23 protein-coding genes are annotated in these 24,295 nt (G+C 60.1%); 13 read left to right on the top strand and 10 right to left on the bottom strand.

Annotation, left to right across the window (positions count from 1 at the left end; genetic code table 11):
- The first annotated feature begins 16 nt into the window (after nucleotides 1-16).
- The 3 genes from CFAEC_RS04565 to CFAEC_RS04575 are packed head-to-tail and all read left to right on the top strand — an operon-like array spanning nucleotide 17 to nucleotide 2,573.
- Entirely contained in the window at nucleotides 17-850 is an 834-nt protein-coding gene (locus CFAEC_RS04565) for an endonuclease/exonuclease/phosphatase family protein (protein WP_290279215.1), read from the top strand.
- Entirely contained in the window at nucleotides 810-1,457 is a 648-nt protein-coding gene (locus CFAEC_RS04570; protein WP_290279216.1) for a DUF2238 domain-containing protein, read from the top strand. The genes CFAEC_RS04565 and CFAEC_RS04570 overlap by 41 nt, the downstream gene beginning before the upstream one ends.
- A gap of 15 nt (nucleotides 1,458-1,472) precedes the next feature.
- Nucleotides 1,473-2,573, top strand: a complete 1,101-nt coding sequence (locus tag CFAEC_RS04575; protein WP_290279217.1) for an alkene reductase — start codon at nucleotides 1,473-1,475, stop codon at nucleotides 2,571-2,573.
- On the opposite strand, the gene CFAEC_RS04580 is transcribed toward CFAEC_RS04575, so the two are convergent.
- A complete protein-coding gene (locus CFAEC_RS04580; protein ID WP_290279219.1) occupies nucleotides 2,568-3,605 on the bottom strand; it encodes a tocopherol cyclase family protein in 1,038 nt (345 codons plus the stop codon). The genes CFAEC_RS04575 and CFAEC_RS04580 overlap by 6 nt on opposite strands.
- Before the next feature lie 78 nt (nucleotides 3,606-3,683).
- Between CFAEC_RS04580 and CFAEC_RS04585 the strand changes: the two genes are divergently transcribed.
- Nucleotides 3,684-5,327, top strand: coding sequence for an ABC-F family ATP-binding cassette domain-containing protein (locus CFAEC_RS04585; RefSeq protein WP_290279220.1), 1,644 nt, complete (start codon nucleotides 3,684-3,686; stop codon nucleotides 5,325-5,327).
- A 1-nt stretch (nucleotide 5,328) separates the two neighbouring features.
- On the opposite strand, the gene CFAEC_RS04590 is transcribed toward CFAEC_RS04585, so the two are convergent.
- The 4 genes from CFAEC_RS04590 to CFAEC_RS04605 all read right to left on the bottom strand — a co-directional run bounded on the left by CFAEC_RS04590 (nucleotide 5,329) and on the right by CFAEC_RS04605 (nucleotide 11,038).
- On the bottom strand, nucleotides 5,329-6,666 hold the full coding sequence (locus CFAEC_RS04590) for a DUF4185 domain-containing protein (protein ID WP_290279221.1): 1,338 nt from the start codon (nucleotides 6,664-6,666) through the stop codon (nucleotides 5,329-5,331).
- Between the two features lie 84 nt (nucleotides 6,667-6,750).
- Nucleotides 6,751-7,629, bottom strand: coding sequence for a macrolide 2'-phosphotransferase (locus CFAEC_RS04595; RefSeq protein WP_290279223.1), 879 nt, complete (start codon nucleotides 7,627-7,629; stop codon nucleotides 6,751-6,753).
- Between the two features lie 2 nt (nucleotides 7,630-7,631).
- Nucleotides 7,632-9,584, bottom strand: a complete 1,953-nt coding sequence (locus CFAEC_RS04600) for a vWA domain-containing protein (RefSeq protein ID WP_290279224.1) — start codon at nucleotides 9,582-9,584, stop codon at nucleotides 7,632-7,634.
- 14 nt (nucleotides 9,585-9,598) lie between these two features.
- Nucleotides 9,599-11,038, bottom strand: a complete 1,440-nt coding sequence (locus CFAEC_RS04605) for a sigma 54-interacting transcriptional regulator (protein ID WP_435384259.1) — start codon at nucleotides 11,036-11,038, stop codon at nucleotides 9,599-9,601.
- A 74-nt stretch (nucleotides 11,039-11,112) separates the two neighbouring features.
- Between CFAEC_RS04605 and CFAEC_RS04610 the strand changes: the two genes are divergently transcribed.
- The 9 genes from CFAEC_RS04610 to CFAEC_RS04650 all read left to right on the top strand — a co-directional run bounded on the left by CFAEC_RS04610 (nucleotide 11,113) and on the right by CFAEC_RS04650 (nucleotide 17,918).
- Nucleotides 11,113-11,814: a histidine phosphatase family protein gene (locus CFAEC_RS04610; RefSeq protein WP_290279226.1), complete on the top strand. Its 702-nt coding sequence runs from the start codon at nucleotides 11,113-11,115 to the stop codon at nucleotides 11,812-11,814.
- Entirely contained in the window at nucleotides 11,807-12,547 is a 741-nt protein-coding gene (locus CFAEC_RS04615) for an SCO1664 family protein (RefSeq protein ID WP_290279227.1), read from the top strand. Before CFAEC_RS04610 ends, CFAEC_RS04615 begins: the two co-directional genes overlap by 8 nt.
- Entirely contained in the window at nucleotides 12,532-13,086 is a 555-nt protein-coding gene (locus CFAEC_RS04620) for a GNAT family N-acetyltransferase (RefSeq protein ID WP_290279228.1), read from the top strand. Before CFAEC_RS04615 ends, CFAEC_RS04620 begins: the two co-directional genes overlap by 16 nt.
- Nucleotides 13,087-13,294: 208 nt before the next feature.
- Nucleotides 13,295-14,062: an isocitrate lyase/PEP mutase family protein gene (locus CFAEC_RS04625; protein WP_290279229.1), complete on the top strand. Its 768-nt coding sequence runs from the start codon at nucleotides 13,295-13,297 to the stop codon at nucleotides 14,060-14,062.
- Between the two features lie 50 nt (nucleotides 14,063-14,112).
- Complete coding sequence (locus CFAEC_RS04630) at nucleotides 14,113-14,730, top strand: class I SAM-dependent methyltransferase (RefSeq protein WP_290279230.1); 618 nt, start codon at nucleotides 14,113-14,115, stop codon at nucleotides 14,728-14,730.
- Entirely contained in the window at nucleotides 14,730-15,512 is a 783-nt protein-coding gene (locus CFAEC_RS04635) for an SDR family oxidoreductase (RefSeq protein WP_290279232.1), read from the top strand. Before CFAEC_RS04630 ends, CFAEC_RS04635 begins: the two co-directional genes overlap by 1 nt.
- Before the next feature lie 65 nt (nucleotides 15,513-15,577).
- On the top strand, nucleotides 15,578-16,516 hold the full coding sequence (locus CFAEC_RS04640) for an SDR family oxidoreductase (RefSeq protein WP_290279233.1): 939 nt from the start codon (nucleotides 15,578-15,580) through the stop codon (nucleotides 16,514-16,516).
- Between the two features lie 66 nt (nucleotides 16,517-16,582).
- The gene (locus CFAEC_RS04645) at nucleotides 16,583-16,945 is read left to right on the top strand and encodes a zinc ribbon domain-containing protein YjdM (RefSeq protein WP_290279235.1); all 363 of its coding nucleotides are present in this window, start codon (nucleotides 16,583-16,585) and stop codon (nucleotides 16,943-16,945) included.
- Nucleotides 16,946-17,009: 64 nt separating this feature from the next.
- The gene (locus CFAEC_RS04650) at nucleotides 17,010-17,918 is read left to right on the top strand and encodes an IS982 family transposase (RefSeq protein ID WP_290279237.1); all 909 of its coding nucleotides are present in this window, start codon (nucleotides 17,010-17,012) and stop codon (nucleotides 17,916-17,918) included.
- Between the two features lie 18 nt (nucleotides 17,919-17,936).
- On the opposite strand, the gene CFAEC_RS04655 is transcribed toward CFAEC_RS04650, so the two are convergent.
- The 5 genes from CFAEC_RS04655 to nadA form a co-directional block, all read right to left on the bottom strand.
- Nucleotides 17,937-20,588: a TPM domain-containing protein gene (locus tag CFAEC_RS04655; protein WP_290279239.1), complete on the bottom strand. Its 2,652-nt coding sequence runs from the start codon at nucleotides 20,586-20,588 to the stop codon at nucleotides 17,937-17,939.
- Between the two features lie 72 nt (nucleotides 20,589-20,660).
- Nucleotides 20,661-20,918: a metal-sensitive transcriptional regulator gene (locus CFAEC_RS04660; protein WP_290279240.1), complete on the bottom strand. Its 258-nt coding sequence runs from the start codon at nucleotides 20,916-20,918 to the stop codon at nucleotides 20,661-20,663.
- 97 nt (nucleotides 20,919-21,015) lie between these two features.
- Nucleotides 21,016-22,098 (bottom strand): cysteine desulfurase family protein, encoded by a 1,083-nt coding sequence (locus CFAEC_RS04665; protein WP_290279242.1) that lies wholly within the window; start codon nucleotides 22,096-22,098, stop codon nucleotides 21,016-21,018.
- On the bottom strand, nucleotides 22,098-22,943 hold the full coding sequence (gene nadC, locus CFAEC_RS04670; protein WP_290279244.1) for a carboxylating nicotinate-nucleotide diphosphorylase: 846 nt from the start codon (nucleotides 22,941-22,943) through the stop codon (nucleotides 22,098-22,100). Before nadC ends, CFAEC_RS04665 begins: the two co-directional genes overlap by 1 nt.
- Nucleotides 22,943-24,274 carry a quinolinate synthase NadA gene (gene nadA, locus CFAEC_RS04675; protein ID WP_290279245.1) on the bottom strand — a complete coding sequence of 444 codons (1,332 nt, stop codon included), beginning with the start codon at nucleotides 24,272-24,274 and terminating at the stop codon, nucleotides 22,943-22,945. The genes nadC and nadA overlap by 1 nt, the downstream gene beginning before the upstream one ends.
- Nucleotides 24,275-24,295: the final 21 nt, after the last annotated feature.

The following is a 24,295-nucleotide window of genomic DNA, read 5'->3' on the forward strand; positions in this document are numbered from 1 at the left end:
GCCCACCATCCATGTGATGACGTGGAATATCCGCCGGCTGATCCCCGCTCTCATGGCGCGGGAGCATGACCGTTGGGAGACCCGCGCGCCCCGAATCCGCGCCGCAGTCGCGGATATGGCGCCCACCATCCTCGGTATCCAGGAATCCCTGCCGGAGCAGACCGCTTTTCTTCAGGACGTGCTCGGTTCCCGCTACCAGTCGGTGGGGCAGGGGAGGGGGCGTGACCACACGGGGGAGGCCACGCCGATCTTCTTTGATAGCGGGCGGTTGGAGCTCATCACCTGGGAACAGTGTGCCCTGTCCAACCGGCCGGGCAAACCGGGGTCGGTGTCGTGGGGCAATGTCTTCCCGCGTGCCTTTGTGGCCGCCACCGTCCGCGACCGTCATACCGGTACCCGGTTTCTCATCATCAACACCCACCTCGACCACCTTTCATCGCGTTCCCGGATCCGCTCAGCCGGGGCCATCCGGGAATTCATTCAGAAACAGACGCTGCCCGCCATCGTTCTAGGTGACTTCAACGCCGCTCAGGACAGCAGAACCCACGGTGCATTCACCCAAAGCGCCGCACTGTCCGATACCTGGTCCATTGCAGATCAGCATCTCACCCGGCAGTGGGGGACCTTCCCCAATTATCGGAATCCGACCCCGGGCGGTCGTCGCATTGACTGGATTCTCAGCACATCTGATTGGCAGGTTCCTGGAGCGGGGATCAACGCGCGTCAGTACGCTGGCGGCTGGGCATCAGATCATCTCTCTGTCCACGCTCTGATTGTTCCACCCGGAAAAGCAGGAAATGACGCACTCAATGATCGACAATTTCATCCGCCCACCGAGGGGCTTCAGTGAGATAGCGGCGGACCTCATCCGCATGGGAGGTCTGCTCAGTTTTTTCCTGGCATTGATCTTCTTCGAACTCACGCAGGCCGCCGTGGTCGCCTTCACACTGCCGGGGTTTGTGATCGCACGGTTCCTGGGTGTGAAGCCCCTGCCGGATGCCATCCTCACCAGCAGCCTGATCATCGCTGCGTGGAGTAATGTTTTCGAACTTTATACCTCTATCTCATGGTGGGATCTGATCATCCACTTCATCTGCGCAGGTGGGTTGGCTGCCGCAGCATATATCTTCCTGGCACGTGTCGGTGCGGTTCCCCCGCCGGGTACCCATCGGGTGGCCGGGATCTTCCTGACAACATCGCTCGGCCTGGCGCTCGGCGTTCTGTGGGAGGTGGTGGAATGGGTCGGTTTCACCTACATCACTTCACAGATCTATGTCACCTACGAGGACACCATCAGTGACCTGGTTGTCGGTGGCCTCGGTGCGCTGGTCTGCGGTATTGCGGTCGCTTATGCGCCCCTGCTTCGCGACGAGCCTGTCAGCGCACCCTCACACCCCTTCAGGGAACAATCCGGCAACCCACCTCGTTGCACGGACAGTACCCACACCCGTCGCTGAGAGGACTCCCACCATATGAGTAATCATGACACCACCCACCCGCTGTACTCCCCGGTTGAACTCGGAGGAGCCACGCTGGCAAACCGCATCGTCATGGCTCCGCTGACCCGCATCAGGGCAGAGACTGACGGCACCCCCAATGCCATGATGAAGGAGTACTACGCCCAACGCGCCGGCTTCGGTCTGATCCTCACGGAGGGCACCTGGCCCATTCAGGAGGGGCGAACCTGGGGCCGTCAGCCGGGGATTGAAACGAAGGCGCATATCCAAGCCTGGCGTGAGATCACCGATGCGGTTCATGATCGCGGTGGCAAGATCATCATGCAGATCATGCACGGTGGCCGCATCTCCCATCCGGAACTGACCGGCACCGGCCGCACTGTGGCGCCAAGCGCCGTCGTTGCCCCGGATCCGATCCGGATCTCCTCCGGCAAGGTGGACCCGGTGATTCCCGATGCCCTGGAACTAGATGAGCTGCCCACCATCATCGACCAGTTTGTCGCCGGTGCCCGCAATGCCATGGCAGCAGGTATGGATGGTGTGCAGATCCACGGGGCCAATGGTTACCTGCTCCATGAGTTTTTGGCACCCACCAGTAATCTCCGCACTGATGCCTATGGTGCCAGCCCCGAGCATCGTGCACGCTTCGTGGCAGAGGTGGTCACCGCTGTGGCCAAGGAGATCGGTGCAGAAAACACCGGACTGCGTGTGTCCCCACAGCACAATATCCAGGGTGCAATAGAAAACGACTCAGCTGATGTCCTGGCCACCTACACCGCCCTGGCCCGGAGTCTGAAGCACCTGGGGCTGGCACATGTGGAACTGGTCCACCATGAACCGGAAGGCGAGCTTGTGCAAACCCTCCGGGAGGAGTTCGGTGCGCCGGTCATTCTCAACACCGGGTTCAGTAAATTCACCACGCGGGAGACGGCCGGGGAACTCGTCGAGAAGCAGGCGGCGGACGCCGTCTCGGTGGGGCGACTCGCACTGGCCAACCCGGACCTGGTGCGACGCTGGCGCCTGGATGCGCCGCTGAATGAGCCTGATCCGGCCACATTCTATGTGGGCGAGGAGAAGGGCTATACCGACTACCCTGTGTTTGAGTACAGCCTATAGGCCCACCGGCGGGGCGAATGTCAGGCCCGGGTCCAGCCCGCGCCGACGCAGTTCGGCTTCCGCCCGGTCCAGCCCGCCATGTTCCAGGGCCGCCAGGGACGTTGTTCCCGACCACACGTGGCGGCCGAACCTTTTGACCTCGATCTTCAGTTCGCCTACCAGATGCTCCAGATCGCCGGCGGTATTGCGGTGTTCACTGGGCAGTGGCACAGGAAGCACAAACGCCTGGTCAAGTGGTGCGGTGGCGGTGATCTCCACGTCCCAGCCATAGCCCCGGCCGGAGATCAGCCACTGCTCATCGGTGGTCCGGGTATCCACCGGACTGACCACGGGATTGCCCAGGCGGAACACCTTCCCGCCAGGGAGTCGCACGACCAAGCCGGTGACCTCAGTGCGTAGTTTGCCGCTGTGGATTTTTCCACCGGCGAAGGCGACACACGCATCGGGTTCCTTAAAACCCTGCGCCTGACCCCACCACCAGGATTCCGGGAACCCCTCCCGGCCCCAGTTCTTCTCCGCGTACACCTGGGCATCGGTGAACTCCCAGGTCTGATCACCCACCACCGCTGTTCCCGAGGCCTTCCCGCCCAGCAGCCAGGGATGCCAGTACTGGTTGAGGGCGGGCACCATCTGGAAGATGCTGGACCCACCAACAGCGCGGTGTGGCCAGGGCTCAAGGTTGGAGAATGTCATATCCAGCAGCACGTCGGGTCCAAGATCCACCCGCAGCCGCCGGTGGTTACCCTCAAAAGCCTCCGCTCCACCCTCCACACCCAAACTGTGGGGGTTGGCCCAGGCGCCATCCAGGGCTTCTGTGCGGATGAAACCATTCGGCCAGGCGGCGTAGCCCACCGTTGCCCACGGCCCCGACGGTCCCTGGTTCACGCCGCACAGGGCGATGATCACCCTGCCGGTGGCGGGATCGGTGATGCGCCAGAAGTACCCTTCCATTGACACCCCGGTGTGGGCGGGTAGGGGATCGCCGAAGGGAAGATCAGCTCCGGTTGAACGATAACGCTTCAGCAGACTCATAGGCCCCAGTACAGCACACCCCATGTGAGCTGTGCCACCATTTCTTCTCCGCGCCTCGGGGGTGCGACAATGAACCCCATGACAGCAACCCTCGTGGCCAACGATCTTGCTGGTGGCCACGGCCATCGCACCCTGTTCCATTCCCTCAACCTCACCGTCACCCCCGGGGATGTGGTGGGCGTGGTCGGTGCCAACGGTGCCGGGAAATCCACCCTGCTCCGGATCCTGGCTGGTGTGGATGAGCCACAGGCCGGAACCGTGTCGTTGGCACCCGCCGATGCCTTCGTCGGTTGGTTGCCCCAGGAACATGAGCGCGTGGAAGGCGAAACCATCGCAGCTTATGTGGCTAGGCGCACTGGATGCGCCCAGGCCACCCGCGACATGGATGAGGCAGCGGCAGCATTCGGTGAGGATGACTCCGCAGCCGATACCTACTCGGTTGCCTTGGACCGGTGGCTGGCCAGCGGGGCAGCCGACCTTGAGGAGCGCCTGCCCGCTGTGCTCGCCGATCTCGGATTCGAGGTGAGCGACGGCGTGGATGAACAGCTGATGACCTCGCTGTCCGGTGGCCAGGCCGCGCGCGTCGGGCTCGCAGCGCTGCTGCTCTCCCGCTTTGATGTTGTGCTTCTCGACGAACCGACCAACGACCTCGACCTCGATGGATTGGAACGTCTGGAGAACTTCGTCCAGGGACTCCGCGGCGGCGTGATCCTGGTCAGTCACGACCGTGAATTCCTCGCACGCTGTGTGACCCAGGTGCTGGAACTGGATCTGGCACAGGACACCAACCGCGTCTACGGCGGTGGATATGACGCCTACCTGGAGGAGCGTGCCACACTGCGTCGGCAGGCCCGGGAGAAATATGATGAGTTCGCAGAGAAGAAATCCGACCTGGTGGACCGCGCCCGTGTTCAGCGCGAGTGGTCCAGCCAGGGCGTGCGCAATGCCATCAAGAAGGCACCCGATAATGACAAACTGAGGCGGAAAGCCTCGACTGAATCCAGCGAGAAACAGGCCCAGAAGGTCCGCCAGATGGAAAGCCGCATCGCCCGTCTTGATGAGGTTGATGAACCCCGCAAGGAGTGGAAACTGGAGTTCAGCATCGCCTCCGCGGAACGCTCAGGGTCGGTGGTGGCAACGCTCAACAGCGCGGTGTTCCACCAGGGCACCTTCACCCTGGGCCCGGTATCACTACAGGTCAACGCACGCGAACGGATCAGCATCACCGGTCCCAACGGTGCCGGAAAATCCACCCTGCTGCGAGCCCTTCTTGGACGACAACTCCCCGATGAGGGATCTGCCAGCCTCGGTTCGGGAGTCCACATCGGTGAGATCGACCAGGCGCGTGCGGTCCTGGCCGGAACCAGCCCACTGGTTGATGCTTTTGAGGCAGCGGTTCCGGAAATGACCTCCAGCGAGGTGCGCACCCTGATGGCCAAGTTCGGGTTGGCTGCAGACCATGTCCACCGCCCCGTTGATGAGCTTTCACCGGGGGAGCGGACCCGCGCCGGGATGGCACTGCTGCAGGCACGCGGTGTGAATCTCCTGGTATTGGATGAACCCACCAACCACCTGGACCTGCCCGCCATCGAACAGCTGGAGGAGGCACTCGAAACCTATGAGGGCACCTTATTGCTGGTCACCCATGACCGCCGGATGTTGGAAGCAGTGAAGACCGACCGCCACTGGCGTGTGGAGGACGGCCAGGTCACCGAGCTGTGAGCTAGTCCAGGGGCACGATGGTGAGATCAGTCAGGGATTCCAGCATCTCCACCTCAGGTGCGGGATCAACCGCAACTCGCTCCACCTGGATGACGTCCTGGTTGCCGATGTTGGTGTCCATGGTGCGCATCATGGTGCGGGCTGTGGAATCGGTGGTGGAGTCGATTCCGAAGAATGCATCCAGGCCCTGCACATTGAACTGGGTGGACATGTACCGGCTGTTGTTGCTGGTATTCCACTGGGAGACCACCAGATCAAGGTTGTCCAGAGTGGAGCCCGGGGTGATATAACCGCCGTAGAGCTGGGTGAAGTTGCTGGGTGTCTGCTCTGCACCCCAGCCGCCGCGTCCTGCGACGATGACATTGGCGGGTTCGATTTCATTCCAGTCCCGCTCAATCTCGCTGGAGAGACGCACCTCAATGGCCATGGTCTCCGCGTTGAACATCGCCAGCACCCAGTGGCCCTCGATATAACGCAGGGACATCTCCCCGGCGCGCACCTGATCACTGAGAATCGGGGTGCCGTGGGTGCCCCAGGTGCCCTGGGAATAGTGCTGCCACTTGCTGCGGTTGTCGATGTCATAGGGGCGGAAGCGGGTGAGGTAGACATCATCGCGGCGTTTGAACTCCGAGGACATCTGGTAGACCCAGTCATTTTCCGCGTCATAGTCCCAGGTGATGAGGTTGGCTTTTCCACCCAGGTAGTTGGCGGGTGTGGTGGACACGCTGCGCCAGCTCTTACCCTGGTCGTCGGATTCCCAGATCTGGGTGTAGAGGACATTGCCCACGCCCTCATTCCACATCGCCTGCATGTAGAGGGTGCCGTTGATGTTGATGATGTCTGAAGGCAGGAGGGTGAGTCCGCGTTCATTGTGGGTGTAGTCGATCAGCTGCTCTACGCGGGAACTGTCGTTGAGGGGGCGTGTGATCACGATGCGGCCCGTGTCGTCCATCTCTGCGATCACACCGATGGGGCTCATCCATTCACCCTGTCCGAAGTTGGCACCGCGGAAGGAATCACCGAAGATGATGGCGAATTCACCACCATCTCCCAGTGCGGTCATGGTGCCCAGATCACCGGTCATCACACCGACGTGATTGGAGATTCCAGGTCCGAGGAGATCGCCGATGAGGTTGACGATCAACCCCTCCGAGATGTCCTCCGCCCATGGGGTGGAGGGAACGGCATTATCTTCCGAGGGCCTGGAAGAACCGGAAGATCCAGAGGATCCTGAAGATCCGGAGGAAAAGTCTGACTGCGCAGACGCGATCGGGGAGGCTGCGGCGCACAGGAGGGTGCCGGTCAGGGCCAGGGCGAGGAGACGGACAGACGGGTGCATGGCTTGTTCTTTTCAACATCAAAGAGGGATATAACGGAACAAGCCGAAACTTTATCAACAGTTGAGGGGGAGTGTAGGCAGGTTCTAATGATCAGACGGATTCAGCATCTGTTCCGCCTGCTGCAAAAGTGCTGTGTTCTCCACCTCACGTGCATAGAGGGCAAACCCCACCGGACTTGCGGAGGCCATTTCCACGCAGTGCTCACGGATCCGTGGCCAGATCTGTCCGCCTCCACGAACATAGGTCTCAAGCAGCAGCTCAAAAGACTCCGGGGTGCCACTAAGCTGCTGCATCATCAGGTCCCGGGCTGGATCACCCACCTGCGCGGTGGTCCAGTCAATGACCCCGGTGATCACCTCATCTTCCACCAGGGTGTGACCTGCATAGATCTCACCGTGGGTGAGCACGCTGTGTCTCGGCCAGTAGGAGTCATCCTCCACCCAGGCCCGCCAGCGGTGAAGGAGTTCATCATCGATGGTGAAATGGGTGGACACTGTGTCCAGGTCCACCTGCCAGGCTTCGCGGACCTGTGCAGGGGTGTGAATGGTGATGCCGGTGGCAGCAACCTCCTCCACGGGAATGGAATGCAGCTGGAGGAGCACACCTGCGAGGGACTCCACATAGTCCGGTGAGGAGACATCAACGTTCCAGATGGGTTCCCCCTCATCGGTCAGTTCTACGCCGGGGATGCCCGGGAGCAGGGGATAGGCGATCAGATCCGGGGTGTGGATCTGCCAGTCAGGTACCTCCACAGATAGATGCCGGGCCACCACCGTGAGGATCTCCGCCTCGGGTGCTGCCCGCTTCATCACCGACAGGTAGCGGGGGATCCGCAACACCCACCTTCGCCCGGCGGTATCTGTCGCCATCACCACCCGGAAATCCATACCCATCTCGATGACGCTCAGAGAGGTGGGATCGAGGTGGAGCTGATGCGCCCGTGCCACATCGAGGACGTCCATGCTCACCAGTCCATGTCCCGGACCTTGAGGTATTCGCTGATGACCGCAGCCCCCAGATCATCCAGGTCCGGGGCGGTGACGCGACCCCCGACGCGGTCAGCGAGCTGGTTGAGGAACATCTCCAAACCCTGATCGTGTCCGAGGCGGAAGAAGGTGGTGCGGGCCCCGCGCCGGGTGATCCTATCCAGCTGGGTGACGGTCTTGCGTAGGGTTTCCGGATGGGTGGGCCAGTTGAACCAGGCCTCACCCCAGTCCTCGAGGTGGGCGGTGGGTTCACCATCGGTGACGATGAGCAGGGTGGGCTGCATGGAGGGATGACGGGCGAAGAAACGTTCCGCCAGCAACAGGGCATGGTGGAGGTTGGTGCCCTGTTCATGAACCGGCGGGAGCGCGGTCAGTTCATCAATATCCATGGTCATGGCCATGCGCCCGAAGGTGATCAAGGCCAGTTCGTCACCCCGGAACCGGGTGGACACCAGGTGGTGTAGGGCTAACGCTGTGCGTTTCATGGGTACCCACCTGCCTTCAGCAGCCATGGAGTAGGAGGTGTCTACCAGCAGCACCACGGCGTTCTGGGTGCGGGCTTCGGTGTCCACGACCTCAACATCACTGATCTCAATCTTTAAGGGGCCCTCCGATCCCGCAGTGCGTTGGAGTGCATTGGTGATGGTGCGGGTGACATCCCAGGACTGGGTATCGCCGAATTCATAGGGGCGGGATGCGCCGGTCTGTTCACCACCCGCGCCGGCAAGGCGGGAGTCGCGGGCACCGGAACGGGAGGAGAGGTGCTGGGCGGCGTCGTCAAGCAGGGTTTTCCCGAGCCGCCTCATCGCCTGCGGTGACAGCCTGAGGGAACCGTCGGGGCTGCGACGCAGCAGACCACTGTCGCGCATGGCTTTATCCAGGCGGGCGAGCATATCTGCGGAGACGGCGGCATCCTCGCCGAGCTGGCGCTTAATCGCATCCAGGTCCACGTCGGTGTGGTCATGGCGGAGTTGTTCCGCCAGCGAATCGAGTTCCGAGAGATCCTGCATGGTCCCGGTGCCGTCACCGAGTCCCATGCCTTCATCACCGGTGAAATCTTCCGACCCGGACCAGTCCAACCCGGGACGCAGATCCTGCAAATTTCCCGCTAGATCTCCGAGCAAACCTTGAAGCTCGGGCGAACCGAACGCCTGGGAGGACAGTTCCATCAGCTCACGACGCTGTTCCTCCGACATGGAATTGAGCATGCGCTGGGCAGCGGCGGAACGCTTGGCCAGGGCATCGATGAGCTCATTGATATCGCGGGGATTCTCCGGGAAGTTATCGCCATGCTTGGCCATGAACTCAGCGAAATCCGTCGGGGTGTCAGTACCGTTGCGGTGCTTGGACAGCAACTCATTGAGGTCGCGCAGCATCTCGGCGATGGCTGCGCGGTCCTCCTCCGTGGCACCCTCCATGGCCTGCTTCATGCCAGCGAACTGCTGATCCAGCATCTCCCGGCCCAGCAGGTCCTTGATCTGCTCGAATTTCTGGCGGGCCTCAGAAGACTGCCAGTCATAGTTGTTCAGCTCAGTCACCGCGGCCGGAGTGGACTGCGGCAGATTATCCAATTGCAGCTCCCGGAAGGCGCGGTCGGTGTCATCCATCACCACATCGCGGGCGAGCTGACCACGTTCAGACAACACCGCCTCATCCAGCAGCTTCTTCACCTCCCGCAGGGTGCCACCGAGGTTGTTGCGCTCCAGTAATTCACGGCGACGCTCCGCAGCACGACGGGCAAGCTCATCAAAACCCTCTCGCCCACCGGCACCGCGGCGCAGATATTCGCGCAGTGCCTGCTCCGGGGAATACCCGGCCATCACATCCTGTGCGATGGCATCGAGGGCCTCGGTGAGATCGACGGGAGGTGCGAGTGGATCAGGCCCACCTGTATAGCGCCCATAACGGGTACGCCGGTAGCTGTGTGACATGGGGGTCAGGTTCCTTATCCGTAGATGGTTTCGCCCTCGCCGGAATCCTTGGCGATCTTCCGGGAGAGATAGAGCCCCTCGAGGGCGAGTTCGATGGCCGCGGCACGGCCACCGTCGTCTTCCGCCCCGAATATGCCTGCGACCTGGTCATAGAGATCGGATTCACCCAGGTCCGGCAACCCAGTCAGGAATTCCGTGGCGGTGACCTGTTCACCCGTGGAGACAGTCACCGAACCATCCAGTGCTGCGATCAACGGGGTGAAATCAACACCCCGCAGATGGGAACGGATGGCCTCCGCGGTGGCGGTGCGCAACAGATACTCCAGAATCTCCCATTCACGGCCCTCCTCCCCGGACTCGAATTCAATCTTGCCCCCGAGGACATCAACGGCGGATTCAAGATCGACCAGGCGGGCCACAGCCTTATCCTCACCACGGATGGTGGCACGGTGCAGGGCGGCGGCCGCAACAGTCTCAGCGCCCGCAATGGCGAAACGTGCAGATACACCGGAGCGTTGGTTCACCGCCGATGATTCACGCAGGGCCCGGGTATAGCGGGCCAGGATCTCCACCAACACCGGTGGGATCTCCGCCACCAGCTCGGCCTCCTGGGTGATCACCGCGATCTCATCATCCAAGGCAACGGGGTAGTGAGTGCGGATCTCTGCACCGAAGCGATCCTTCAGCGGGGTGATGATGCGGCCACGGTTGGTGTAATCCTCCGGGTTGGCCGACGCCACCACCAACACATCCAGGGGGAGTCGCAGCATATAACCACGGATCTGCACATCACGCTCCTCCATAACATTGAGCATGGCCACCTGGATACGCTCCGCCAGATCGGGCAACTCATTGATGGCCACGATGCCACGATTGGACCGCGGGATCAGACCAAAGTGGATGGTCTCTGGATCACCGAGACGGCGACCCTCCGCCACCCGCATCGGATCCACATCACCGATCAGGTCCGCCACCGCAGTATCCGGGGTAGCGAGCTTCTCTGCATAACGCTCATCCCGGTGCACCCACACGATGGGCAGCTCATCGCCGTCCTCGTCAATTCGGCGACGGGTGGCATCAGTGATCGGGGCGAGGGGATCCTCACGAAGATCGGAATCGGCGACGGCGGGCAGCCAGTCGTCGAGAAGCATCGCCAGGGAACGCAGCAACCTGGTCTTGCCCTGGCCGCGCTCACCGAGCAACACAATATCGTGACCGGCGATCAACGCGCGCTCAACCTGCGGGATCACCGTGTGCTGCAAACCGTGCAGGCCCGGCCACGGATCCTCACCCGCAGCCAACCTGGCCAGCAGATTGCCACGGAGCTCCTCCCGCAGCGGGCGGTGCTGATAACCGGTGGCCTTCAACTCACCAAGCGTGGCGGCTGCAGGAGGAGCGGTGTTCACAGGGGTGGTCACTGTCGGGGAATTGTCAGACTGAGGCTTCACACCCATCAGGCTAGCTACGTTTCCCGACCGGCGACAGGGGGGTGGGGAAGTTAGGTAGGCTCCGAACAATGGAGAGAACAATGGAGACCAACCCAGCTGCGTCGACACTCATCCTGCTCATCCGGCACGGTGCCACACCCACCACCGGCCAGGTGCTGCCCGGCCGCGCGCCGGGCCTCCACCTCAGTGATGTGGGGCAAAAGCAGGCCGATGAGGTGGCGCAACGCCTTCACGGACTGCCACTGACCGCGGTGTATACCTCGCCGATGGAGCGGGCCCAGGAAACAGCCGCGCCGACGGCTGCGCACTTCGGTGTGGGACCTCAGGTCACGGATGATCTGATCGAATGCGAATTCGGCGACTGGACAGGCAGCAAGCTCACCGACCTGTATAAACTCCCCGAATGGAAAACCGTGCAGCAGACCCCATCGCAGTTCCGATTCCCCGGAGGAGAAAGCTTCCCGGAGATGCAGCAGCGGATGGCCGACGCCCTCGACCGGATCGCAGCCAGGCATCCAGGGGAGGTGGTGGCCCTGTTCAGCCACGCGGATCCACTCAAGGCAGCGGTGGCACATATCGGTGGCACACCACTGGATTCCTTCCAGCGGATCAGCATTGATACGGCCTCCATCTCTGTGGCGGAATTCAATACTCCACCGCTTCAGCACCGGATGGTGGTGACCAACTCACGGACCGGCTCGCTGAGTTATCTCAGATCAGTGGGGGCAGATCAGGCATTGGGGCCATCCAGGGGTTTAGATGGCACGGGTTTGCATGGCTGAGCACTCAGATGACCAGGTGGTGGGGTTGCTCCCGCCCTTTGAGAAGGAACTGGAGATCCTGCGGCAGGGGGACCTGACGGTGGTGACCCAGCTGGTGGAATCAAGCAACGTTGGTTTTGTGGTGGATTCGAGCCTGGGGGAAGAGTACGGCTGGGCGGTGTACAAACCGCTGCTGGGGGAGAAGCCCCTCTATGATTTCCCACCGGGGCTGCACACACGGGAGGAGGCTGCTTTCCTGCTGAGTGAATTCCTGGGCTGGCATCTGGTGCCGCCGACCGTGACCAGGGAGGATGCGCCCTTCGGTGTGGGTTCCCTGCAGTGGTTCATCCACAATGATGGTGATCATTATTTCCCATTGTTGGAAACGCGGGAGGATCTGCATGATCAGTTTCTCCGCATGGCGGTGTTTGATCTGCTCACCAACAACACTGATCGGAAATCCGGGCATGTTCTGCTGGGGGAGAGGGACCGCATCTGGGGCATTGACCACGGGTTGTGTTTTAGTGTCGAACCGAAGCTCCGCACCGTGATCTGGGATTTCGCCGGTGAACCCATCCCACAGGAGCTGGTGCGGGCGGTGGTGCCACTCATCCATGAGGTGCCAGACAGTATCGCCAGCCTTTTGTTTCCTGAGGAGGTGGAGGCGCTTCAGGCGCGAGCCTCGCGGGTGGTGCGTATGCCTTTTCTTCCTCATCCCCGGTCCCATTATCAATTCCCATGGCCGTTGGTATGAGTGCGGCCGAGGCGGACCGGCGATTCCTCAAAGCCAGTCCCGAGGACACGGCAGCAGCACAGAACGTGTACCGGCGGATCATCGATCACCTGGGAGCCACCATTGATTATCCGCGGTGGCATCAGGTGGGACACCCGGCACCGGATCTGATCGCGTCCTGGATCAATGCCGGTGAGTTGTATCTGGTGTGGGAGGACGGCGAGATTGCAGGTGTGGTGGCGCTTAATCATGAGGCCGTGAGCGCCTATAAAGAGGTCGATTGGGCGGTGGAGGCGGCCCCTGAACAGGCCCTTGTTGTTCACGCGTTGGGGGTGGTGCCGGATCAGCAGGGTCGTGGCATCGCCCGTTTTATTCTGGATTCCACGATCGCACTGGCCAAGCACCGGGGCATGCGTGCGGTCCGGTTGGATGTCTATGTGGACAACACCCCGGCGTTGGAGCTCTATTCGCGTTATGGATTCACCGATCTGGGTTGTCATACCGTGGACTATGGCAACTATGACCTGACCCAGTTTCACCTGTTCGAGTATGTGCTCTGACAGCGATCCCACGGGCACAGGCCACCGGCGTAGGCGACTCCGATTCCGTGATTGAACGTATGATGGCGCACAAATCTCGGAAGGCACTCAACCGGACACCGTAGATGGTCTGACACCGTAGATGGTCTGACACCGTAGGTGGTCCCAGGGGAAGGTGCCGGACGTGATTACTGAAAGTCAATCACCAACCATTTACAGGGAGAGAAGAATGACTGACGTAAAAGCACTGGCCACACAGTTCGCCAAGGCCCATGAATCCGGACGCACCCTCGTGCTGCCCACCGTGTGGGATACCTGGAGCGCCGCCGTCGCCGTGGAGGCCGGATTCGAGGGGCTGACCATCGGTAGCCACCCGGTGGCGGATGCGATCGGCAGCTCCGACGGTGAGAACATGGATTTCGCCGACTACCTGGAGAAGGTCAAGCGCATCACCGATTCAGTGGATGTTCCGGTCAGCGCAGATGTGGAATCGGGTTATGGCCTGAAGCCTGATGAGCTCATCTCCCGCCTCATTCAGGCCGGTGCCGTGGGCGCCAATATTGAGGATGTGGTTCACTCCGAGGGCAAGCGCGTGCGCGATCGCCAGGAGCACGCTGATTACATTGCCGCCGCCCGCGCCGCAGCAGATGAGGCCGGCGTTGATTTTGTGATCAACGGTCGCACCGATGCCGTGAAGCTGGGCACGGACGTGTTCGAGGATCCCCTGGCAGAGGCCGCTGAGCGCATCAAGCTGATGGAATCCGCCGGTGCCCGCGCGGTGTATCCCGTGGGTCTGGTCACTGCTGATCAGGTATCCCAGCTGGTCAGCGCGGTTTCCATTCCCCTCAATGTCACCGCACATCCCGCCGATGGCCACGGTGCCGGCGATATCGCAGCCCTGACCAAACTCGGTGTCCGTCGCGTCACCTTCGGCCCCTTGTGGCAGAAGTGGCTTGGTGAGCTCTCCGCTGGCCAGCTCGGCAAGTGGGTTGTCTAGAAACCTGCTTATCGACGCCCCCACCGTCCCCGACGAGAGTGTGAACTGGCATGTCACATGAGGTTTCCGGCGCCTATGGCGCCCGCGCCGAGCAGTACCACGAACTCCTCGGTACAGCGGAGGAAGCATCACCGCGTGAGGTGGAACTGATCACGCGGTGGGCGCAGACTCTGGACGGCCCGGTCATCGATGCCGGGGCTGGCTCCGGGCGCTGGACCAATTATTTGAACCAGATGGGGCTTGAGGTCATGGGGATGGACATCACCCCTGAGCTGGTCGCCATCGGGCGGCGCCAGTACCCGGGTGTAGCGATCAATCTGGGACCGATGGATTCCCTCCTGGCCTCCGACGGATATCTGGCCGGGATCCTCGCCTGGTATTCCATCATCCACACTCCTCCGGAGGATCTCCCGGCAATCCTCACCGAATTCAACCGTGCACTGAGCCCCGGTGGTTCGGTGTTGCTCAGCTACTTTGACGGCCCTTGCCTGGAGCCTTTCGACCATCCCATCACCACCGCCTGGACCTGGCCGCTTCCAAATATGACCGCCGTGCTGAATACGGCGGGGTTCCAGGTCATGGAGGTCAACCAACAACCCAACCCGGGGCATTGGTCGCATGCAGCGATCATTGCCGTGAAACAAGAAACAACTCAAGGAGAAAACTAATGGCACGCACCATTGTGGTGACAGGTTCAGCTTCCGGAATTGGCAAGGCAACAGCGGACGTACTTGAAAACGCAGGAGACCGCGTGATCCGGGTTGACCTGAAAGAGGGGGATGTCACCGCAGATCTGGGCAGCGCGGAAGGCGTATCCGCTGCGGTGGATCAGATCGCGGATCTCTCGGGTGGTGTGATCGATGGTCTGGTGGCCAATGCCGGTGTCTCCCACCCAACTGAGTTGTCACTGAAGATCAATTATTTCGGAACAGTGGCGCTGATTGAAGGGCTGCGGCCACTGCTGGCGAAGTCCGAAGCCCCGCGAGTATCCGTGACCACCTCTGCCGCCACACTCCAGGGCAATGATCCGGAACTGGTGGATCTGATGCTTGCCGGTGAGGAGGAGAAGGCCATCGAGCGTGGCACGGCCCTCACGGCACAGGGGCCCCAGATCGGTTATGCGAACTATTCCAGCTCCAAGCGGGCGATCTCCCGTTGGATCCGTCAGGTGGCACCGACCCGGGAGTATGCAGGTGCTGGCATCGGGATCAACGGTGTCGGACCGGGCCAGGTCTTCACCGGTATGACCACTGATCTCTTCTCCACGGAGGAGGGCAGGAAGATGGCCGCAGATGCGATGCCGACCCCTTACAACGGCATCGCCGAAGCTGAGCATATCGCCGCTGTCCACGAGTTTCTCATCTCTGAGGGCAATGCCCGGATGACCGGTCAGGTCATGTTCGTCGACGGTGGTTATGATGCCCAGTCCCGTGGCGACAACATCTGGTAACCAAATATAAAAGAAGTGTAATCTGGGCAGCCCAACGCTCAACTCCGACTATTCAAGGAGACATCATGACCGAAACGCACGGTAGTAACACCGAAAACGCCAATCATGAAACCACTGACCAGCTGACCTTCCAGAACCCGGTCACCCGCTATCCAGAGATTGAACCGCCGGTTCAGGATCAACCAGAACCCGGCCTTGATGCCGAACTCGTCCCCAAAACTGACCGTGGAGAATTCTCCTACCGGGGCACAGGTCGACTCGAGGGCAGGCGCGCACTGATCACCGGTGGTGATTCCGGTATCGGCGCAGCGGTCGCCGTGGCCTTCGCTCGCGAAGGCGCCGACATCGCCCTCAACTACCTCCCTGCTGAGGAGGAAGACGCCCAGTGGGTCAAAGAGGTGGTGGATCAGACCGGCAAGAAGATCGTCCTCATCCCGGGTGATCTGGCCGATGCTGAGTTCTGTCGGACCCTGGTCACCGACGCCGCTGAGGCACTCGGTGGCCTGGACATCCTGGTTAATAATGCAGGGCGTCAGATCGTCCAGGAGAGCCTGGAGGACCTGACCGATGAGCAGCTGGATGACACCTTCAACGTCAATATCCTGGCGATGTTCCGCATCACCCGCGAGGCTCTCAAGCACCTGAAGGCGGGGTCCAGCATCGTGAACACCACCTCTATCCAAGCCTACCAGCCTTCTGCGAATCTGTTGGACTACGCCTCCACCAAGGCTGCGATCAACAACTTCACCAAGGGACTCGGCCAACAGCTCGCCCCCAAGGGCATCCGCGTCAACGCGGTCGCACCGGGGCCTTTCTGGACCCCTCTGCAGGTCTCTGATGGTCAGGAGAAGGAGGACCTGCCTGAGTTCGGTAAGAACACCCCGCTGGGTCGTGCCGGTCAACCGACGGAACTGGCTCCGGCCTATGTGTTCCTGGCATCCTCTGAATCCAGCTACGTCATCGGTGAAACCCTCAACGTCAACGGTGGTACCCCCGCGCCATAGACGCCCTAGACAAAGCCCACGAGATAATGCCCCTCAGCTGGGAAAACAGGGTAAGATACTGAATTTATGTCTGATCAATTACCCTCATGCCCCCAGTGTGACAGTGAATTCACCTACGAAAACGGTGCCCTGCTCGTGTGCCCCATGTGCGCTCACGAGTGGGTACCCGGCGAGGCGGAAGCCACTGAAGCTGATGCCACCCCGGTGATCAAGGACTCGGTGGGCAATGTCCTGCAGGACGGGGACAGCGTGTCCATCGTCAAGAGCCTGAAGGTCAAGGGCGGCGGTGGAAAAGACATCAAGATCGGCACCAAGGTCACCGGCATCCGCCTGATCGAGGGCGGTGGTGTTGATGGCCACGATATCGATGCCACCGTTCCTGGCTTCGGCAAGATGCAGCTGAAGTCCAGTGTGGTGAAGAAGCTCTAGATGATTGATTCCAAGGGGTGTCGCTACCGCTAAAACAAAGCGAGAGTGTTTAAGGATTGAAGTTGTGGACCACAATCTAAACACTCTCGCCCTGGCAGTCTATGTCACCGCTGACGACTTCATCAACACCCACTCACACCTGGTGCCGAACCGACCAGCAATCGGGATCCAACCCCAGGTCACCGACGCGGAACTCATCACCCTCGTCATCATGGAAAACCTCCTGGGATTTACCTCCGAACGCCGCTTCATCCGCTACGCCCACACCCACCTAAACAGCATCTTCCCCTACATCCCACAACAATCCGGATACAACAAACGCCAACGCAAACTCACCGAACTCACCCACCACATCATGACCTATCTGGCCGCCTCCACCGGACTACTCGCCGATGATCTCTGGGTGGTCGATTCCACCCCGGTCGAATGCGGTCGATCCCGGGAAACAGTCAAACGATCCGACCTAGCCGGGTTCGCCGAATACGGTTATTGTGCCTCGCACTCCCGGTTTTTCTGGGGGTTGCGTCTCCACCTGATCACCACATTGCACGGGCTGCCTGTTGGGTACGCCCTGACTGGGGCGAAAGCTGACGAACGCCAGGCGCTGGTGTCCATGCTCGATACCGTGCCCGTGCAGGTGGCATCGGGCCAGGTGATCATGGCGGATAAGGGCTACAACGGTGCGTGGTTGGAAGATGTGCTCAATGATGGTGGTGTGGAGTTGATCCGCCCGGCTAGAAAGGATGAAACCCCCAGGTCAGGGAGAGGGTTTCTGAAACCTTTGCGGCAAACCATTGAGTCGGTGTTTGACACGTTGAAAGGACAGTTGGGACTTGAGCTGCATGGTGGGCGCACGGTGCGTGGGGTGGTCAGTCGGGTGGTGCGACGGTTGTTGGCGTTGACTGCGGTGATCTGGCATAACCATGCCACCGGTCAGCCGGTGCTGCGGTCATTGATCGCCTATGACCACTGACCCCTTGGAATCAATCATCTAGAACGATCCTCCGCGGCTTGAATTTCCTCGGCGATTGTCGCTACTGGTGACGTTTTGGCGAGGAGTAGTAGATTTTGGAGAGTATGTGGACTGAGAACTGTCAGCTGCTTTTTCGATCTCCTCAGCCCGCCTACGGCGCCTTTCCTCACGCTTGCGTCTTTTGTTTTCGCGCTTCTCTTCCGCTCTTTTTTCTTCGGTTGATATTTCCTGTCGGTGCTGATGTAATTCGTTGGTCATCAAGCCTAGAAACGATGCAGCTCTCAGACCCAGCGCAACAGGCTGTTCGGTTTGTAGTTTTTCCTCGTGGTCCTTGATATCCATATTTGTCTGAGTGGTTGATCGTTGTGCTTCTTGAGCAGCCTGTTTTACCAATTCATCTGCTAGGGAAATCTGTTTAGTGCGCTCCGCCGTCGCTCGGGATACCAGCGACATTGCATTAGCCAGGTAAATACGTGCCTGTGCCTTTACCACGGCGTCATGTGAGGAGATCAGATCTTTGGCGATTTGTATCTGGGACCTGGTGTTGGTCAGTTTTTGATCTATTAATTGGAGTTTATGGGCGTGCAACTTAACAGATTCACGGGCGGCTTCGAGCTGCTGGGCAAGCAGATCTTCAGTGTCGATGAGGGAGGAGTAAGCGCTCAGTGGGTTAACAGCTGCTTGTTCCCGAACTCTATCCAGGGATTCAGAGGAATTCGCAACAGTGGAATCTAGAGTTTCCCAATTTATTTCGGCGCCGTGTTCCAGACCCCATGCTTTGATTTTTTGAGCTTCCTGTATTTTTTCTTCGACTTCTCCGCTTAAAGTTTCAAAACCGTCGTTTGCTGCGGCGATGTTATTGTCCGCGTGTTCGATACCCAGGAGCAGGGGATCAATGAGTCCGAGAGCTTGTTCGGCCCCTCGTATTGCATTGATAACTCCGGCTCGTTGACCCGCCGGTCTTGCATTCTGCTCACGACCGATAGACAGTTGACCTTCAGCCTGCTCGAGAGCTGATTCAGCCAGGGATACATTATCGTTTATTGATTCCAGCATTTCCGGGGCATAGCGGGATTGGAGATCTAGAAGTGATGCTTGTGCTCGTATGATGCGTGTACGAAGAGAAACTGACTGTTGAGTCAATGCACTGAGTTCAGTGCCTGCGTTAGCTATCAGATCCCTGAGAGTGGAGAGTCCTGCTCTTTGTTGATTGACAGCTTCTTCTGCGCGACCACACAGGGAGATGATTTGAATGAGATCTGTCTGCTTTTCCGGGTTAGATTCGTTGATGGATTCCCGAAAGCGGGTATAGCTTTGGATATTCTGCTGGAGCTTCTGGATTCTTAGGCGAAGATCCTGGATTCTTAGACGGAGCCTTTGGATTCTTAGGCGAAGATTCTGGATTGTTTGTAGAAAAGAACCTCCTTGCCCAGATGGGGTATTAAATCTGGGTGAAGAAGAGGGTTCCTCAAGTGTAATCCCTGGGTTGGAGAGAGTAATTTTCTGATGAATCTGGAGTGCTTGCTTGAATACACGGTCGGCTTCTTCGGCAGCTTGCTGAATGGAGCGGGTTCGTAAGGAGCCGAAATCGGCCACAGCAATGTTCAGCTCTTCACGGGACCGGTTCATCAACGCACCAGTAGTAACGATTAGCTCGTCCGCGCGCTTCTCAAGTATGTGGACTGGGTAGTCTGCCAATCCTGCATCATTATTGTGCGCGACTTGCCGAACGCTGACTAGTTGTTGCTCTGTGTACTTTTGCCGTCTCTCGGTAACTTTACGGAAAAGGTAGACCAGGAGAACGCCCAATAATATGAACACGGAGAAGACTGTGACAAAGGACACCAGGGTGGACCAGAATGAACTCCCACTCTGTGTGGAATCGGTCCTGGTTGCATTAGCTACGGGCTGCTCGACCTGAACAGGCTCCTCTACTTCGAGGCCTTCTTCGGGTTGGGTGGAATTAGAGGAATCGTCGCCTTCTGCAAGAGCTACGGGCTGCTCGACCTGAACAGGCTCCTCTACTTCGAGGCCTTCTTCGGGTTGGGTGGAATTAGAGGAATCGTCGCCTTCTGCAAGAGCTAGGATTTCACCGAGAAAATCATCCCAGGAAAAAGAAGACTCAGCTGACCTCGTGGCTGCATCGACAGCAGCGAAACCGGCCTCTGGCCAATCTGATTCCACCAGTGAGGGGAGTATTGCATCTTCAATATCGTCAAGATCAGACTCTGACCAGGTTCCGGCGGTGGTATCGGCACTCAGTCCAAATTGTCGGTCCTCGGTTGCTATAGCCAGAACGAAAGTGTTTCCTCCACCGTTGGCGTCAACGGCCAGTTCAGCCCACTCGGTGTTTCCGAATCCATCGAAAGATGGCATGTATATAATGAAAATCGATTTCTGATGCTCTATTAGTAATTGCTGAATTGAGCTTCCAAGTTCGGTGTTTTGTTCGGGTGTCAATACACCAGAGGTGTCAGTCACTCGCGTCGATAGTTGGCCGGGAGCTATCGTGTATTCCGGTAAAACAGCTGGCTGAGCTAAAGTGATTTCAGAATTTTCTCCCACCTGCAATGTCTGAGCAGATGCAAGGGGAGCGAACAATAAAAGTCCTGCTAAACCCACGAGGGATACTCCACCAGAGAATGTGGAGCGGAAATGAAATGCTTTCATGATGCTGATATTATCCGCCCATCATGCCCCATATTCTGTGTGTGAGCGGAGCGACGCAGGACGGGGGTAGCGTCAGGCAAGTGACAGGAACAGCTTCTCCATGGCTTCGCGTTCCTCGGGGCCGGCGTCATCCTGGAAGCATTTCTCCATGCCGGCAGAGATGATGGTGAAGCCCGCGCGGTCCACCGCCTTGGAAGCTGCTGAGAGTTGTTGGACGATGGTTTTGCAGTCTTCGCCCTCTTCAAGCATCCGGACCACAGCGTTGAGCTGGCCCTGGGCGCGCTTGAGGCGGTTGATGGCGGGACGCATCTCTTCAGGATCAAGTTTCATAAACGGACACCATACCCCAGGGATACGCCTGGGGGTATTGTTGTATTCTTCCGGGCAGTATTTACCTTGGTCGTCGCAAAGCGCACTGCCGGTCCGCCTACAGTGACCGCACCGCGGTGACCGCCTCCAGCACCGCCCGGGCAGCCACTGAGACATCGGCGGCGGTATTGGTGGAGGAGAAGGTAAACCGCACCGAGGTCCTGGCCAGGTCCTCCGACAGGCCGATGGCCAGCAGGACATGGGGCACCTCGCCCGAACCGCAGGCAGATCCCGGTGAGCAGATGATTCCGCGCTGCTCCAGCTCCAGAAGAACCGCCTCGCCACCGGTGTTCTCAAACACGAATGAGGCGTGACCGGGGAGCCGCTGGGTGGGATGGCCGGTGAGGTGTGCGCCGTCGATGGTGAGCACCGTGGTGATGAAGTCACTGAGGTTAGGTGTTTCGTTTTCAGGGGCCAGTGTCAGGGCAGTGGCGAAGGCGACCGCACCGGCAACGTTCTCCGTGCCGCTGCGTCGGCCGCGTTCCTGCCCGCCGCCGTGAATGAGGGGTTCCAGAGGTAGACGGCACCAGAGCGCACCGATGCCTTTTGGCGCACCGATCTTGTGACCGGACAAGCTGATGGCATCCACCCCGAGCCCCGAAAGTGGCAATCCAGCGGCTTGAACCGCATCGGTGTGGAAAGGTGCGTCGGTGGCTGCGGCGAGCTCCCGGATGGGTTGGATCGTGCCGATCTCATTGTTGGCATAGTGGATGCTCACCAGCGTGGTATCCGGCCGCGATACCTTCGCCAACTCGGTTGCTGAGACCATCCCCTGGCCATCCGGGGTGAGCCAGGTGACCTCGAAATCATGGAATCGCACCAGATAATCCACGGATTCCAGGACGGCGGAGTGCTCCAGAGGGGTGGTGATGATGTGCCTGCCACGCGGATTGGCCAGGGCGATGCCCTTGATGGCGAGGTTGTCGGCCTCGGTGCCGCCGGAGGTGAACACCACCTGTGTGGCGCGCCCACCGACCACTCCGGCCACTGCGCGTCGTGCGGCGGTCAGGCCCGCCGCGGCCGCCTCCCCGACGGAATGCGGGCTCGACGGGTTCCCGAAGTGAGTGGTCAGGTACGGCCACATGGCTTCTAAAGCTTCACGACGCACACCCGTTGTCGCCGCATTATCCAGGTAGAGCATTATTCGAAATCGAGTCCCAGATCCAGGGCCCGGACAGAGTGGGTGAGGGCTCCGACGGAGATCACATCAACACCCGTTCGGGCGATGTCTGCCACGGTGTCCAGATTCACCCCACCGGAGGCCTCAACGATTGCGCGTCCACCGATGATCCGGAGGCCTTCTTTCAGATCCTCATTGGTGAAATTGTCCAACATGATGGTGTGGATCCCGGCGGCGAGCACGGGTTCGATCTGGTCGATGCGATCCACCTCCACCTCGATGTGGGTGGTGTGGGGCAGGCGGGTCTTCATCTGGGTGAGGGCTTCGGTGATGGTCATGCCCTGGGCGAGCACGGCCACCAGGTGGTTATCCTTCACCATCACCGCATCTGACAGGGAGGTGCGGTGGTTGTGGCCACCGCCGTCACGTACAGCCTGGCGTTCAACAATCCGCAGGCCGGGAGTGGTTTTGCGGGTGTCCACGATGCGTGCCTTCGTGCCCTTGACGGCCTCCACATAGCGGGCGGTCTGGGTGGCGATACCCGACATGCGCTGGGTGAAGTTCAAGGCGATGCGCTCGGCACGGAGCAGCGCGCGCGACGGCCCGGTGATAATGGCCAGGATGGCACCGCGCTCAAAGGCCTCGCCGTCACTGATATGCAGTTCCACCCGTGTCTGTGGATCAACGAGCCGGAAGGCAGCCTCCAACAGTTGGGTGCCACTGAACATGCCAGGCTCGCGTGCGACCAGGTGGGCGCGGGAGAGGGCTGCAGCCGGAACGAGGTTATTCGAGGTGATATCGCCCCACGGGGCATCCTCGTTCAGGGCTGTTTCCACCAGTTTGTCAATGCTTCGCTGATCGCTCATCAGTTGGCACCCTTTCCGGAGGCAACGGACTGGTTCGGCACGACAGCGAGCATGCGTTCCAGGGCGACCCGTGCCGGATCTGCCACATCTGAACCCACGCTGATCTGGTTCACCACGCGGCCCTCCACGAGCTCCTCCAATACCCACGCGAGGTAACCGGGGTGGATGCGGTACATGGTGGAGCAGGGGCAGATGACCGGATCCAGGCAGAAGATGGTGTGCTCGGGATACTGGGCGGCCAGGCGCTGGACCAGGTTGATCTCAGTGCCGATGGCGAAGGTGGAGCCGGCCGGTGCGGCCTGGATCGCCTTGACGATGAAGTCGGTGGAGCCGGAGGAATCCGCCGCATCCACCACGGGCATCGGGGATTCGGGGTGAACCACCACGTGCACATCCGGGTAGTCGCGACGGGCCTTGTCAATTTGTTCCACCGTGAAACGTTTGTGCACGGAGCAGAAACCATGCCAGAGCAGCACCTTGGCATCCTGCAACTCTGCTTCGGTGTTGCCGCCCAGGGCCTTGTTCGGGTTCCACATCGGCATCTGTTCGAGTGGGATACCCATGGCCTTGGCCGTGTTGCGGCCCAGGTGCTGGTCCGGGAAGAACAGGACCCGCTGGCCGCGTTCAAAAGCCCACTCCAGAACGGCTGCCGCGTTGGAGGAGGTGCACACGATGCCGCCGTGCCTGCCAACAAAGCCCTTCAGGGCGGCAGAGGAGTTCATGTAGGTCACGGGGATGACCGGGGCGCGGCCCTGCTCATCGGCATCGGTGCCGTAGATCTCCTCGAGCTGCTCCCAGCAGTCTTCCACGGAATCCAGGTCAGCCATATCGGCCATGGAGCAACCGGCGGCCAGGTTGGGAAGGATCACCGACTGCTCATCGGTGGAGAGCAGATCGGCGGTTTCCGCCATGAAGTGGACACCGCAGAAAACAATGGCTTCCGCCTCGGGACGGCCCTTGGCTGCACGTGCCAGCTGGAAGGAATCACCGACGAAATCCGCGTGCTGCACCACTTCATCGCGCTGGTAGAAGTGGCCGAGGATGACCACGCGATCACTGAGGATCGTTTTTGCGGCACGGATGCGTTCGTGGAGTTCCTCTTCGGTGGCGTGCTGATAGGTCTCAGGCAGCACCTGCTGGCGGGGAGCACCCAGCGGGAGGGGGTCCAGCTTGGATGCCCCGGGGCCGTAATCCGGGGTGACGGTGGGGGCGTCGAGAAGCCACGGGCCATCTTTAAGCTCCGGGGAGCAGGAAGAGCCGGCGGTGTCACCGGTGGCGATGAGCTGGAGGACGTGGTCGACAGAAGGGTCGATGGTCTGCTGGTTGGTCATGATGTTTCTCGCTGAAATATT

This window comes from Corynebacterium faecale (genome assembly GCF_030408735.1).
Taxonomy (GTDB): Bacteria; Actinomycetota; Actinomycetes; order Mycobacteriales; family Mycobacteriaceae; genus Corynebacterium; species Corynebacterium faecale.

Excerpts from the sequence above, each read along its gene's own strand:
- CFAEC_RS04565 (WP_290279215.1), top strand. The coding sequence starts at position 17 with ATGACGTGGAATATCCGCCGGCTGATCCCCGCTCTCATGGCGCGGGAG.
- CFAEC_RS04570 (WP_290279216.1), top strand. The coding sequence starts at position 810 with ATGATCGACAATTTCATCCGCCCACCGAGGGGCTTCAGTGAGATAGCG.
- CFAEC_RS04575 (WP_290279217.1), top strand. The coding sequence starts at position 1,473 with ATGAGTAATCATGACACCACCCACCCGCTGTACTCCCCGGTTGAACTC.
- CFAEC_RS04580 (WP_290279219.1), bottom strand. The coding sequence starts at position 3,605 with ATGAGTCTGCTGAAGCGTTATCGTTCAACCGGAGCTGATCTTCCCTTC.
- CFAEC_RS04585 (WP_290279220.1), top strand. The coding sequence starts at position 3,684 with ATGACAGCAACCCTCGTGGCCAACGATCTTGCTGGTGGCCACGGCCAT.
- CFAEC_RS04590 (WP_290279221.1), bottom strand. The coding sequence starts at position 6,666 with ATGCACCCGTCTGTCCGTCTCCTCGCCCTGGCCCTGACCGGCACCCTC.
- CFAEC_RS04595 (WP_290279223.1), bottom strand. The coding sequence starts at position 7,629 with ATGGACGTCCTCGATGTGGCACGGGCGCATCAGCTCCACCTCGATCCC.
- CFAEC_RS04600 (WP_290279224.1), bottom strand. The coding sequence starts at position 9,584 with ATGTCACACAGCTACCGGCGTACCCGTTATGGGCGCTATACAGGTGGG.
- CFAEC_RS04605 (WP_435384259.1), bottom strand. The coding sequence starts at position 11,038 with ATGGGTGTGAAGCCTCAGTCTGACAATTCCCCGACAGTGACCACCCCT.
- CFAEC_RS04610 (WP_290279226.1), top strand. The coding sequence starts at position 11,113 with ATGGAGACCAACCCAGCTGCGTCGACACTCATCCTGCTCATCCGGCAC.
- CFAEC_RS04615 (WP_290279227.1), top strand. The coding sequence starts at position 11,807 with ATGGCTGAGCACTCAGATGACCAGGTGGTGGGGTTGCTCCCGCCCTTT.
- CFAEC_RS04620 (WP_290279228.1), top strand. The coding sequence starts at position 12,532 with ATGGCCGTTGGTATGAGTGCGGCCGAGGCGGACCGGCGATTCCTCAAA.
- CFAEC_RS04625 (WP_290279229.1), top strand. The coding sequence starts at position 13,295 with ATGACTGACGTAAAAGCACTGGCCACACAGTTCGCCAAGGCCCATGAA.
- CFAEC_RS04630 (WP_290279230.1), top strand. The coding sequence starts at position 14,113 with ATGTCACATGAGGTTTCCGGCGCCTATGGCGCCCGCGCCGAGCAGTAC.
- CFAEC_RS04635 (WP_290279232.1), top strand. The coding sequence starts at position 14,730 with ATGGCACGCACCATTGTGGTGACAGGTTCAGCTTCCGGAATTGGCAAG.
- CFAEC_RS04640 (WP_290279233.1), top strand. The coding sequence starts at position 15,578 with ATGACCGAAACGCACGGTAGTAACACCGAAAACGCCAATCATGAAACC.
- CFAEC_RS04645 (WP_290279235.1), top strand. The coding sequence starts at position 16,583 with ATGTCTGATCAATTACCCTCATGCCCCCAGTGTGACAGTGAATTCACC.
- CFAEC_RS04655 (WP_290279239.1), bottom strand. The coding sequence starts at position 20,588 with ATGAAAGCATTTCATTTCCGCTCCACATTCTCTGGTGGAGTATCCCTC.
- CFAEC_RS04660 (WP_290279240.1), bottom strand. The coding sequence starts at position 20,918 with ATGAAACTTGATCCTGAAGAGATGCGTCCCGCCATCAACCGCCTCAAG.
- CFAEC_RS04665 (WP_290279242.1), bottom strand. The coding sequence starts at position 22,098 with ATGCTCTACCTGGATAATGCGGCGACAACGGGTGTGCGTCGTGAAGCT.
- nadC (WP_290279244.1), bottom strand. The coding sequence starts at position 22,943 with ATGAGCGATCAGCGAAGCATTGACAAACTGGTGGAAACAGCCCTGAAC.
- nadA (WP_290279245.1), bottom strand. The coding sequence starts at position 24,274 with ATGACCAACCAGCAGACCATCGACCCTTCTGTCGACCACGTCCTCCAG.